Origin of the sequence: Albidovulum sediminis (assembly GCF_025380365.1) — a bacterium.
Classification (GTDB): domain Bacteria; phylum Pseudomonadota; class Alphaproteobacteria; order Rhodobacterales; family Rhodobacteraceae; genus Albidovulum; species Albidovulum sediminis.
The window spans coordinates 67572-79315 of the sequence record NZ_JAOCQF010000002.1; the positions used below are offsets into that span (position 1 = coordinate 67572).

General features: G+C 69.3%; 10 protein-coding genes. 6 read left to right on the forward strand and 4 right to left on the reverse strand.

The genetic code is table 11. From position 1 onward, the window contains the following. Nucleotides 1-15 precede the first annotated feature (15 nt). Complete coding sequence (locus N5I32_RS12015) at nucleotides 16-966, forward strand: cation diffusion facilitator family transporter (RefSeq protein ID WP_261496119.1); 951 nt, start codon at nucleotides 16-18, stop codon at nucleotides 964-966. Between the two features lie 6 nt (nucleotides 967-972). Here the strand turns inward: N5I32_RS12015 and N5I32_RS12020 are convergent, their stop codons facing one another. Further along, entirely contained in the window at nucleotides 973-1722 is a 750-nt protein-coding gene (locus N5I32_RS12020) for a hydroxypyruvate isomerase family protein (protein WP_261496120.1), read from the reverse strand. Nucleotide 1723: 1 nt separating this feature from the next. Beyond that, the gene (locus N5I32_RS12025) at nucleotides 1724-2323 is read right to left on the reverse strand and encodes a DUF1285 domain-containing protein (RefSeq protein ID WP_261496121.1); all 600 of its coding nucleotides are present in this window, start codon (nucleotides 2321-2323) and stop codon (nucleotides 1724-1726) included. A 60-nt stretch (nucleotides 2324-2383) separates the two neighbouring features. Here N5I32_RS12025 and N5I32_RS12030 point away from each other — a divergent pair, with 60 nt between their 5' ends. From N5I32_RS12030 to N5I32_RS12045, 4 genes are read left to right on the forward strand one after another with little or no spacing between them, the layout of a single operon-like run. Next, the gene (locus N5I32_RS12030; protein WP_261496122.1) at nucleotides 2384-3391 is read left to right on the forward strand and encodes an AAA family ATPase; all 1008 of its coding nucleotides are present in this window, start codon (nucleotides 2384-2386) and stop codon (nucleotides 3389-3391) included. Next, the gene (locus N5I32_RS12035; protein ID WP_261496123.1) at nucleotides 3388-4281 is read left to right on the forward strand and encodes a DUF58 domain-containing protein; all 894 of its coding nucleotides are present in this window, start codon (nucleotides 3388-3390) and stop codon (nucleotides 4279-4281) included. The genes N5I32_RS12030 and N5I32_RS12035 overlap by 4 nt, the downstream gene beginning before the upstream one ends. Then, entirely contained in the window at nucleotides 4278-7031 is a 2754-nt protein-coding gene (locus tag N5I32_RS12040; RefSeq protein WP_261496124.1) for a DUF4159 domain-containing protein, read from the forward strand. The genes N5I32_RS12035 and N5I32_RS12040 overlap by 4 nt, the downstream gene beginning before the upstream one ends. After that, nucleotides 7028-9109: a hypothetical protein gene (locus N5I32_RS12045; RefSeq protein WP_261496125.1), complete on the forward strand. Its 2082-nt coding sequence runs from the start codon at nucleotides 7028-7030 to the stop codon at nucleotides 9107-9109. The genes N5I32_RS12040 and N5I32_RS12045 overlap by 4 nt, the downstream gene beginning before the upstream one ends. Before the next feature lie 10 nt (nucleotides 9110-9119). Here the strand turns inward: N5I32_RS12045 and N5I32_RS12050 are convergent, their stop codons facing one another. Together N5I32_RS12050 and N5I32_RS12055 are read right to left on the reverse strand one after the other, a co-directional pair. After that, the gene (locus N5I32_RS12050; protein WP_261496126.1) at nucleotides 9120-9479 is read right to left on the reverse strand and encodes a hypothetical protein; all 360 of its coding nucleotides are present in this window, start codon (nucleotides 9477-9479) and stop codon (nucleotides 9120-9122) included. Between the two features lie 36 nt (nucleotides 9480-9515). Beyond that, nucleotides 9516-10217 carry a DUF599 domain-containing protein gene (locus tag N5I32_RS12055; protein ID WP_261496127.1) on the reverse strand — a complete coding sequence of 234 codons (702 nt, stop codon included), beginning with the start codon at nucleotides 10215-10217 and terminating at the stop codon, nucleotides 9516-9518. A gap of 85 nt (nucleotides 10218-10302) precedes the next feature. Here N5I32_RS12055 and N5I32_RS12060 point away from each other — a divergent pair, with 85 nt between their 5' ends. After that, entirely contained in the window at nucleotides 10303-11736 is a 1434-nt protein-coding gene (locus N5I32_RS12060; RefSeq protein ID WP_261496128.1) for an FAD-linked oxidase C-terminal domain-containing protein, read from the forward strand. Nucleotides 11737-11744: the final 8 nt, after the last annotated feature.

Genomic DNA, 11744 nt, shown 5'->3' on the forward strand with positions numbered 1-11744 from the left:
AGGACAATCAGGACAGTGCCCGACCACGATCATCATCACGGACATGCCGCCCACACCCATGGCCTAAGCCACGGACATGGCAACGGCCACAACCACGGGATCGAGGGCAGGGGTGACTGGCAGGTGGCGGCGGCGGTCGCCACCAACCTGATCCTGACCGCGGCCCAGATCGTGGGCGGGATCATCGCCGGTTCGGTCGCGCTCATCGCCGATGCGATGCACAATCTTTCGGATGCGCTGGCGCTCATCATCGCCTTTGCCGCGCGGCGCATCGCCTGTCGCCCGGCGCATCCCGGGATGTCGTTCGGCTACGGCCGGGCCGAGGTGATCGCGGCGCTGGTGAACTACACCACGCTGATCGTGGTCTGCCTCTGGCTCGGCTATGCCGCGACCGAGCGGATGGTCGATCCGCCGCCGGTCGAGGGCGGCATCGTCGTGATCCTCGCCGCGGTGGCGCTGGTGATCAACGGCATCACGGCGGCGCTGACCTTCCGGCTGGCGCGGGACAGCATGAACATCCGCGCGGCCTTCCTGCACAACCTGTCGGATGCGGGCACTTCCCTGGCCGTGATCGTCAGCGGGCTTCTGGTGATGTGGTGGGACTGGCGGCTCGCCGATCCGCTGATCACGCTTCTCATCTCGGTCTGGATTCTCAGGCACTGCTTCGTCGAGGTCGTGCCGGTGATCCGCATCCTGATGCTGGCGGCGCCAGCGGGCCTGGATCCTGCCAAGATCGACGAACGGATCGGGGAGGTTGAGGGCGTGGCGGGGCTGCACCATCTGCACCTGTGGCAGATCGACGAGCGGCGCACCTCGCTCGAGGCGCATCTGGTGGTGGCCGATGGGCAGGACGAGGCGCGCGTCCTGGCGCGGGTCAAGGCGATGCTGGCGGGGGAGTTCGGCTTGGGCCACACCACGTTCGAGGTGGAGCGGGCCGGGGACGCCTGTGCGGGCGGCGCCTGCTGAGGACCGTCAGCGGATCCAGCCGAGGCCGTCGACAGTCGTCGTCGCGGGGGCGTATTCGCCGCTGATCCAGCCGTCGTATCCGTCGGCCGCGAGCCGGGCGAAGAAGGCGGGATAGTCAATCGCGCCGCCGGCCGGCTCATGGCGGCCGGGAAAGCCCGCGACCTGCACGTGACGGGCGCGGTGGCCATGCGCACCCCAGGCCGCCGCGGCATCGCCGGTGATCCGGTGCGCATGGTAGGCGTCGAACTGGAGCGCAAGGTTCGGCGACGCGACCGCATCGAGAACGCGCGCCGCCGTCTCATAGTCGGCCAGGAAGTATCCCGGCATGTCGATGCGATTGATCGGTTCGATCGTCAGGCCCTGTCGGGGCGCACGCGCGGCCGCCCAGCGCAGGTTCCGCACGAAGGTGGCCTCTGCCTCGGGGCCTTCGGCCACCCCGGCCATGATGTGGATGTGCAGGGGCTTGAGCACCTGCGCGAAGCGCAGCGTGCGGTCGAAGTCGCGACGGAATCGTTCCTCGCCCCCCGGCACTGCGGCAAAGCCCTGGGGGCCGCCGGTCGCGTTCGGGAGCGGGCAGTTCATCAGGACGAAGGACAGACCGTTCAGCACCAGTTGGTCGCGCATGTCCTGGGTCGGGCAATCATAGGGAAACAGCACCTCCACCCCTTCGAACCCGGCTTCGCGCGCGGCGCGGAAACGGTCCATGTAGGGCAGTTCCCCGAACAGCCAGGTCAGGTTGGCACAGAATTTCGGCACGTCAGGCAAGCTCCGCCGAGGGGATGATGGGGAAGAACTGCCCCCCCGACCAGAGGCCGAACCAGCTTTCTCCGTCCCGCTCCTCGTGCGCGCCAAGCTCGATGAGGCGGTAGAAGGTCTTGCGGTCGATGAGCGCCTCGAGGTTGGCGCGGATGTGGACGTAGGGGGAAGGCTCGCCGGTTTCGGGGTCGCGGGCGACGCGGATCGGGTGGTCGGGTCCAGCGGTGACCTCGTCCTCCACATTGGTGGTGAAGCGGATCGACTGGTCGCGCCCCGTGCCGCTAGCGTTCGCGTCGACCGCGACGAAGGGGGCGTCGACAACGCGGATTCCCACCTTCTCGACCGGGGTGACCAGGAAATAGTCGTCACCGTCCCTGCGGATGATGGAGGAGAAGAGCTTGACCAGCGCGTGCCGGCCGATCGGCGTGCCGAGATAGAACCAGGTCCCGTCGCGGCGGATCTCCATGTCGAGATCGCCGCAGAACGGCGGGTTCCACAGGTGCACGGGCGGCGGCCCCTTGCGGCCCGCGGCTTTCGCCGCCACCGCGAGGTTTTCCGCCGACGGCTTCACGATCTGTTGTTCGGCTGGCGTTTTTGCCATTGGTGCCCGGTCCGATATCTGCCTTTATGATGCCACTAGCACGAGCAGGGAGCGATTGTCATGACCGCGGGCGCCGATCTGATCGCCGAAATCGAGGACCTGGGCCGCCGGCTTGGACAGGCGAAGGCTTCGGTCAACCGCCGTTTCATCGGCCAGGACCGGGTCGTCGACCTGACGCTGACCGCGCTTCTGTGCGGGGGGCACGGGCTTCTGGTCGGCCTGCCCGGGCTTGGCAAGACCATGCTGGTCGACACCCTCGCCACGGTCATGGGGCTGAAATCCTCTCGCATCCAGTTCACTCCGGACCTGATGCCGGCGGACATCCTCGGCTCGGAAGTGCTGGAGACGGCGGCGGACGGCACGCGGTCGTTCCGCTTCATCGAGGGGCCGGTCTTCTGCCAGCTTCTGATGGCCGACGAGATCAACCGGGCAAGCCCGCGGACGCAGTCGGCACTTCTCCAGGCGATGCAGGAACGCGAGGTGACGATCGCGGGCCGGCATCGCGCGCTCGGCCGGCCCTTCCATGTGCTCGCCACGCAGAACCCGATCGAGCAGGAGGGCACCTATCCCCTGCCAGAGGCGCAGCTTGACCGGTTCCTCCTGCAGATCGACGTGGACTACCCGGACCGTGGCACCGAGCGTGACATCCTGATCGCGACGACCGGGATCGAGATGGCCGAGGCAGAACCGGTTTTCAGCGCCGAAGGGCTGATCGCTGCGCAAAGAACGGTGCGGCAGATGCCCGTGGGCGAGAAGGTGGTCGAGCTTATCCTCGACCTCGTGCGTGCCTGCCGGCCCGGCGAGGTCGAGGCGGGCGAGGCCGTGACCGCCTCGGTCGCATGGGGGCCGGGGCCGCGCGCGGCGCAGGCGCTGATGCTGGGTGTCCGGGCGCGGGCGCTCCTGACGGGCAGGCTCGCGCCCTCTGCCGAGGATGTGCTGGCGCTCGCGCGTCCCGTCCTCAGCCACCGCATGGCGCTGTCCTTCGCGGCCCGGGCGCGCGGCGAAAGCCTGGCCGGGCTGATCGACGGGGTGGCCCGCGAGGTGACGCGGATCGAGGAGGCGGCATGATCCAGCCCGCGCCAGCACGCCCCGCGGGGCTGAGGCGCAAGGCTGAGGCGCTGGCCGCCGCCTTGCCGCCCTTGCTGGCGGATGCGCGGCACCTGGCGATGACGGTGCAGATGGGCGAACACGGCCGCCGCCGCGCCGGGATCGGGGACGAGTTCTGGCAGTTCCGCCCGGCGCATGCGGGCGACGAGGCGCGCGCGATCGACTGGCGCCGGTCGGCGCGTGCCGATCAGCATTTCGTACGCGAGAAGGAATGGCACGCGGCGCAATCCGTCCATCTCTGGGTCGATGATGCCCGCTCGATGGAGTTTTCGGGCGACCGCAACCGCACCACCAAGGCCGATCGCGCACGGCTTCTGGCGCTGGCGGTTTCCGTCCTTCTGATCCGCGCGGGGGAACGTGTGGGGCTTGCCGATCCGGTCGCGCCGCCGCGTCCGGGCGAGGTGCAACTTGTGCGGCTTGCCCAGACCCTCACCTCGCCCGCGGGCGATGCCGACTACGGCGCGCCCGAGTCGCGCGCAATGCTGACCGGGTCGCGGGCAGTGTTCATCTCCGATTTCCTGGGTGATCCTGCGCCGGTGGAAACCGCGCTGACGCTGGCTGCTGACCGCGGCGTGCAGGGCGCTCTTCTTCAGATCCTCGATCCGGTTGAGGAGGCATTTCCCTTCGACGGGCGCACGATCTTCGAAAGCATGACCGGCGCGATCCGGCACGAGACGCGCCGGGCAGGCGACCTGCGCGAGCGGTATCGGGCACGGCTGGCGGAACGCAAGGACAGGCTTGCGACCCTCGCGCGGCGCGTGGGATGGCAGTATTCCATCCACCACACCGACAGGCCCGCTCAGGAAGCGCTGCTCTGGCTTTACCGCGCGCTCGAACGGGTGCGGCGATGATGATCCTCGGCCCCCTCGGCTTTACCGCGCCATGGCTTCTTCTGGGCCTTCTGGCCTTGCCGGTCCTGTGGATCCTGCTGCGCGTTGTGCCGCCTGCGCCGATCCGGCGCCGGTTTCCGGGGGTCGCTCTTCTGCTCGGCCTCAGGGACGAGGACAACGAGACGGACCGGACGCCCTGGTGGCTTCTCCTGTTGCGGATGCTGGCGGTCGCGGCCCTCATCCTCGGATTCGCGGGGCCGGTGCTGAACCCCGAGATGCGAGAGCCTGGCTCGGGCCCGCTTCTGATCCTCGCCGACGGAAGCTGGGCCGAGGCGCGCGACTGGCCGCGCCGGCAGGAGCGGATTGCGGCGGCGCTGACCGAGGCAGCCCGCGCCGGACGCCCGGTGGCGCTGGCATCCGTAGCCGGCGGGACTGAAGAAATCTTGTTCCGGCCCGCGAACCTGCAGGCAGAGACCCTGCCGGGATTCGCCCCCGTCCCGTGGGAGCCGGATCGGGCCGCGCACGCAGCACTTGCCACTGCCCTGCCGGACGGCGGCTTCGACACGCTGTGGCTGTCGGATGGGCTGGCCCGCGAGGGGCGCGAGGATCTGCTGGCATCCCTCCGCACGCACGGGCGCGTCACCGTGTTCGAGACCGCGCGCGAGGTGTTCGGGCTGAAGCCTGCGGTCTACGGGGATGGCAAGGTGACGCTTGGCCTGCTGCGTGCCCATTCCGGTGGCGAAGCAACGGTCGAGGTCGTGGGCCTCGGCCTCGATCCGGCGGGGATCGAGCGGGAACTGGCCCGCCTGCCCGTGACCTTCGCGACCGGCGCGGCGGCGGCCGAGGCTGTCTTCGACTTGCCCGCTGAACTGCGCAACCGCATCGCGCGGTTCGAGATTCTGGGCCAGAAGACCGCCGGCGCGGTCGCCCTGACCGATGACGCCATCCGCCGGCGCGAGGTTGCCCTGGTCGAAGGCGGCGCCGCGCGCGAGGGGTTGGAGCTTCTCTCGCCCGGCCACTACCTGCGGCAGGCTCTGGCGCCAACCGCCGATGTCATCGACGGAACGCTCGAAGACATGATCCTCGCCGATCCCGATGTCATCATCCTGGCAGACGTGGCCCGGATCGCGGCGTCGGAGGCGCTGCTGGACTGGGTCGAAAAGGGCGGGCTTCTGGTGCGTTTTGCCGGGCCCCACATGGCGGCGCAGGATTGGGGCGAGGGCGACGACCCGCTGTTGCCGGTTCGCCTGCGCAGCGGCGGGCGCAGCGTCGGCGGGGCCTTGAGCTGGGGCGAGCCCAAGACGCTGGCCCCGTTCGAGGACAGCTCTCCGTTCGCCGGGCTTGCGGTGCCCGACGAAGTGCGCGTGACGACGCAGGTGATGGCGGAACCGGGGCCCGATCTCGTCGCCCATACGGTCGCGGCGCTGGCGGACGGCACGCCCCTGGTCACCCGCAAGGACCTGGGCGAAGGCAGCGTGGTGCTGTTCCACGTCACGGCAAATGCGGAATGGTCGGGCCTGCCGCTCTCGGGGCTCTTCGTGCAGATGCTCGAACGGTTGGCGGTGTCGACGCGCCAGACCGCGCCGGGGGCGGAGGAATTGCGCGGTACGGTCTGGACGGCCGAGCGTGTCCTTGACGCCTTCGGGACGCTTCAGGACGCCGGCGACCAGCCCGGTATCGCCGGCGAGCGGATGGCGGACGCCCAGCCGGGCGCGGACCTGCGGCCGGGTCTTTACGCGTCGGGCGAGCGGACGCTGGCGATCAACGCGGTATCGTCCGACCGCGCCTTCGCCCCCGCGATCTGGCCAGAGGGGGTGGCGGTCGAGGGCCTGACCGAGGCGCGCGAAAGGCCGTTGGCGGGCTGGCTGCTGGCGGCGGGGCTTGCGTTCCTGCTGGCCGATGTGCTGGCGGCGCTGGCGCTCTCGGGCCGCCTTTCGGGGGGGCGGGCCGGGCTGGCCGCTATCCTGCTGGCGACGGCGCTTCAGCCCGTGGCGCCGGCGCACGCCGAGATGACTGAGGACGACCTGATCCGCGCGGCCGGCAATGTCGTTCTGGCCTATGTCCGGTCGGGCGATGCCGAGGTGGACCGGGTTTCCGAGGCGGGCCTGCGCGGGTTGTCGGACGTGTTGTTCTACCGCACCGCGGTGGAGCCGAGCGCGCCGATGGGCGTGGATCTCGAATCCGACGAACTGTCGGTCTACACCCTGCTTTACTGGCCGGTCACGGCCGCGGCGCCCACGCCCTCGCCCTCAGCCTACATGCGGCTGAACCGGTATCTGAGGTCGGGCGGCATGATCCTGTTCGACACCCGCGACGCGGACATCGCGGGCTTCGGCAGCGCGACACCCGAGGGGCGCAGGCTCCAGTCGCTTGCCGCGCCGCTGGAGATCCCGCCGCTGGAACCGATCCCGCCCGACCATGTGCTGACGCGGGCGTTCTACCTGCTGCAGGATTTCCCCGGCCGCTTCTCCGGCCCGACCGTCTGGGTCGAGGCCGCGCCGCCCGATGCGGAACTGGCCGAGGGGATGCCGTTTCGCAACCTCAACGACGGCGTGACGCCGGTGATCATCGGCGGCAACGACTGGGCCGCGGCCTGGGCGGTCGACGATGCCGGCTGGCCGATGTTCCCGGTCGGGCGCGGCCTGAACGGCGAACGCCAGCGCGAGATTGCCTACCGGTTCGGCGTCAACGTGGTGATGCATGTGCTGACCGGCAACTACAAGTCCGACCAGGTGCATGTGCCGGCCCTTCTGGAAAGGCTCGGGCAATGACCGGGGCCAGCGTGATCTTCTCGCCGCTCCTGCCTTGGCCCGCAATCTGGGCCGCGGCGGCCCTGGCCCTTGCCTTCGCGGCGCTTGCGCTCTGGCGCGGGCTGGCGGGTTGGTGGCTTCGCGCGCTGGCGGCGGCTGCGCTGATCGCGGCGCTGACCCAGCCCGCGTTTCAGCGCGAGGACCGCAAGCCGCTGTCCGACATCGTCGTTCTGGTCGTCGACCGCAGCGCAAGCCAGGGCCTGCCGGGCCGGGCCGAACAGACCGAGGCCGCCGTCGCGCGGGTGAGGGCAGAGGTGGCCGCCCTGCCCAACACCGAATTGCGCGTGGTGGACCTGGGCGACGGCCCGGACGACACCGGCACGCGCGCCATGACCGCGCTGGCACAGGCACTGGCAGAGGAGCCGCGCGCGCGCGTCGCCGGGGCGATCCTGATCACCGACGGGCAGGTGCACGACATCGAGGCCGCGCCGGCACTGCCCGCGCCGCTCAACGTGCTGCTGACCGGCCGGGCCGGGGACTGGGACCGTCGCGTCGGTGTCCTGTCGGCCCCCGCGTTCGGCATCATCGGCGAGGAACTGGCGATCCGGTTGAAGATCGAGGACCAGGGCAACGTGCCCGCCGCCGAAGCGGACGGCCTTGTTCAGCTTCTGGTGACGGTGGATGGCGCGGAGCCGCAGGCGGTCCTTGTCCCGGTGAATACCGAGATAGAGTTGCCCCTGACGATCGATCATGGCGGGCGGAACGTGGTTCAGTTCGAGGTGGCGACGGCCGAAGGGGAACTGACCGACCGCAACAACATGGCGGTGGTCGAGATCAACGGCGTGCGCGACCGTCTCCGGGTGCTGCTGGTGTCTGGCGAACCGCATGCGGGCGAGCGGACCTGGCGCAACCTGCTGAAATCCGACAGCGCGGTGGACCTGGTCCATTTCACCATCCTGCGCCCGCCCGACAAGCAGGACGGGGTGCCGGTCAGCGAACTGTCGCTGATCGCCTTTCCGACGCGGGAACTTTTCGTCGAGAAGATCAACGAATTCGACCTGATCATCTTCGACCGCTATCGCCTGCGCGGCATCCTGCCAGCGTCCTATTTCGACAATATCCGCGACTACGTCCTCAATGGCGGGGCGGTCCTTGTTGCCGCCGGGCCAGACTTCGCGTCGGCCGAAAGCATCTACTATTCCAGCCTGGCGGAGATCCTGCCCGCCGCCCCGACCGGTCGTGTCATCGACGGCGGGTACAAGCCCGTGCTGTCCGACATTGGCCGCCGCCACCCGGTGACCGAGGGGCTTGAGGGCTTTGCCCCCGGCCCGGCCGGCGAAGACGGAAGCCCCGGCTGGGGGCGCTGGCTCCGGATCGTGGAACTCGAGGAGCCGGGCGGGCAGGTGGTGATGCAAGGGGCGGACGGACGCCCGCTTCTGGTGCTGGACCGCGTGGGCGAGGGTCGCATCGCGCTTGTCGCGTCGGATCAGGCCTGGCTCTGGAGCCGGGGCTTCGAGGGCGGGGGTCCGCAGCTTGAGCTTCTGCGCCGGTTGGCGCACTGGATGATGAAGGAACCCGAACTTGAGGAAGAGGCGCTTCTGGCCGAGGCGCGGGGGTCGGACCTGGCGATCACCCGCCGCTCGCTGGCCGAGGGCGCGCGCGAGGTGACGGTGACCAGCCCGGACGGCGCGACCACGGTGCTGCCGCTTGCGGAAACCGAACCCGGCCGGTTCACCACCACCTGGTCCGCGCCCGGCATGGGGCTTTACCGGCTGAGCGACGGCGACCTGACGCGCGTCGTGGTGCTTGGCCCCTCCGCCCCGCGGGAATTCGAGGAGACGATCGCAACCGACGCAAGGCTCGCCCCGGTCGTCGAGCCGGCGAACGGCGGCTTCCTGCGGCTGGAGGACGGTGCGCCCGATATCCGGCAGGTGCGCGCCGGACGCCCGGCCGCGGGGCGCGGCTGGATCGGCATTACCCCGCGCGAGGCATTCGTGACCCAGGACATCCGCATCCTGCCCCTGTTGCCCGCCTGGGCTCTTCTGCTGTTGACCGCGGGACTTGCGGTCGCCGCCTGGTTGCGCGAGGGGCGGCGTTAGGCGTCGCGCGCTAGTTCGTCAGGTCCAGGCGGAAGGGCCGGGGCGACCAGCCGTCGAGATTGCAGCGCGAACGGATCATCACATGGTCAAGCCCCGCGGGTATCGCCACAGCGTCCAGCGACCGGGTGAAAGGCTGTTCGTCCACATGCGGATGGACAAGCCCGCGTGAGGCGATGACGGTTCCATCGTCCGTCTCGACCTGCCAGGAATCGGCATAGTGGCCCCACCCGGTATCGGGGTGCGAGAGCGTCACGGAAATCGACCAGACCTCGCCCGACCGGACAGCCTGGGCCGCGACGACCGCGGGCGCATCGGCCAGGGCCGGGGACGCGGGCAGAAGGCAAAAGGCGATGATCCGGAAACGCGACATCCGACCATGGTGCCACGGTTCCGGTTCACGCGCTCATCACATCGGCGTGCCTCGCATCAAGGCCTGCCGCGAGTGCGAGGCGAATTCGCGCCGCCAGAGGACCGAGGCGGTCAGGAACGCGGCCCCGACCAGGGCCCAGGCGCCCAGAAGCCAGGCCAGCGCGCCAAGCGCGAAGTAGATCGACCGCATGCCCCGGTTGAAGTTCTTGGCGGCTGAGATGTTGACCTCGGCCGCCTGTTCGATCCTGAGCGCGGCATCGGGATGGCCGGCATCGTTCGGCACGGCCGCCATGATGATCGCGCAGTAGCCGAACAGGCGATGCGACCAGACGAACTTGAGAAAGCTGTTGGTCAGGAACAGGAGAACGAACAGGATCTTCACCTCCCACACAATCGCGGGTGCGCGGGTCAGGGTCAGATCCTGCGCAAGGCCCAGTAGGCGTTCGGTATTGCCAATCAGCGCCAGACCGCCACCGATGGCGATCATGCAGGCCGAGGCGAAGAAACTGGTGCCCTGGCGCAGGTTCGCCATGATCGCGGCATCGAACATGCGTGCATCGCGGGCGACGAACTGGCGCATCCATTCGCGCCGGAACCCCACCATAAGCACGGCGACCGACGGCCTCTGCGGGTTCGGGTTCTCGATGCGCCATCCGACCGCGAGCCAGATCGCAAGGAACAGGCCGACGGCGACGAAGTCGACGGTGCCGAAATGCGAGAGACTCGACTGCAGGTTCATGGGCTTGGAGAGTAGCTTGACCAGACTTCGCTTGCCAGACCGCAAAATTGGTAATATTACTTTACCGGATAAGCCGGAGTTTGCGATGCATCTGCCCCCGCCCGATCCCCGTGTCCTGTCGAAGAAGGCCCATGTCGTGGCGCGCCTGCGCGCGGTTCTGGCCGAAGACGCCGTGATCGACGACCCCGCCGAGACGCGGGCCTACGAATGCGACGGGCTTTCGGCCTATCGCTGCCCGCCGCTGGCTGTGGTGCTGCCGGGGACGACCGCGGAGGTCTCGGCCGCGCTCAGGATCTGCCACGAGGAGGGGGTTCCGGTCGTGCCGCGCGGGTCGGGCACCTCGCTGGCCGGGGGCGCGCTGCCGACCGCGGATTGCGTCGTCCTCGGCATCGCGCGGATGAACCGGGTGCTTGAGACCGACCTTGCGAACCGCTGCATCCGGGTCGAGGCCGGGCGGACCAACCTTTCGGTGACCGGCGCGGTCGAGGCGGAGGGCTTCTTCTACGCCCCCGACCCGTCAAGCCAGCTGGCCTGCGCCATCGCGGGCAACATCGCGATGAACTCTGGCGGGGCGCATTGCCTGAAATATGGGGTCACGACCAACAACCTTCTGGGCGTCACGCTGGTTCTCATGGACGGAACCGTGGTCGAGCTTGGCGGCGCCCACATGGACGCGGGCGGGCTGGACCTGCTGGGCGTCGTCTGCGGGTCCGAGGGGCAGCTTGGCGTGGTGACCGAGGCGACATTGCGCATCCTGCCGAAACCTGAAGGCGCGCGCCCGGTGCTGATCGCCTTTTCCTCGAACGAGGTGGCAGGCGCCTGCGTGGCCGACATCATCAAGGCGGGCGTGCTGCCGGTCGCGATTGAATTCATGGATCGCCCCTGCATCCGCGCCTGCGAGGATTTCGCCCACGCGGGCTATCCGGATTGCGAGGCGCTTCTGATCGTCGAGGTCGAGGGCAGCCCGTCGGAGATCGACGAGCAACTGGGCCTGATCCGCCAGATCGCGATGCGGCACGCGCCGCAGGAGTTTCGCGAAAGCGGGTCGGAGGCGGAAAGCGCGAAGATTTGGCTGGGGCGCAAGTCGGCCTTCGGGGCGATGGGGCAGATCAACGACTACATGTGCCTGGATGGAACGATCCCGGTTTCGGCCCTGCCGGAAGTGCTTCGCCGCATCGGCGAGATGAGCCGGGAGTTCGGGCTTGACGTCGCCAACGTCTTCCACGCGGGCGACGGCAACATGCATCCGCTGATCCTCTACGATGCGAACAAGCCGGGCGACCTCGACCGCTGCGAGGCCTTCGGTGCGGCCATCCTGAAGCTTTGCGTCGAGGTCGGCGGCTGCCTGACGGGGGAACATGGGGTGGGCATCGAGAAGCGCGACCTGATGGCGGTGCAGTTCGCGCCCGAGGACATGGAGGCGCAGATGCGGGTCAAGGATGTCTTCGATCCCGGCTGGCTGCTCAACCCCGCCAAGGTGTTTCCGCTGTCGGTCAGCGCCGGGCGGCGCGCGGCCTGAACGGGCGG

Coding starts and splice junctions, on each gene's coding strand:
- N5I32_RS12025 (WP_261496121.1), bottom strand. CDS start 2,323: ATGGCAAAAACGCCAGCCGAACAACAGATCGTGAAGCCGTCGGCGGAA.
- N5I32_RS12030 (WP_261496122.1), top strand. CDS start 2,384: ATGACCGCGGGCGCCGATCTGATCGCCGAAATCGAGGACCTGGGCCGC.
- N5I32_RS12035 (WP_261496123.1), top strand. CDS start 3,388: ATGATCCAGCCCGCGCCAGCACGCCCCGCGGGGCTGAGGCGCAAGGCT.
- N5I32_RS12040 (WP_261496124.1), top strand. CDS start 4,278: ATGATGATCCTCGGCCCCCTCGGCTTTACCGCGCCATGGCTTCTTCTG.
- N5I32_RS12045 (WP_261496125.1), top strand. CDS start 7,028: ATGACCGGGGCCAGCGTGATCTTCTCGCCGCTCCTGCCTTGGCCCGCA.
- N5I32_RS12050 (WP_261496126.1), bottom strand. CDS start 9,479: ATGTCGCGTTTCCGGATCATCGCCTTTTGCCTTCTGCCCGCGTCCCCG.
- N5I32_RS12055 (WP_261496127.1), bottom strand. CDS start 10,217: ATGAACCTGCAGTCGAGTCTCTCGCATTTCGGCACCGTCGACTTCGTC.
- N5I32_RS12060 (WP_261496128.1), top strand. CDS start 10,303: ATGCATCTGCCCCCGCCCGATCCCCGTGTCCTGTCGAAGAAGGCCCAT.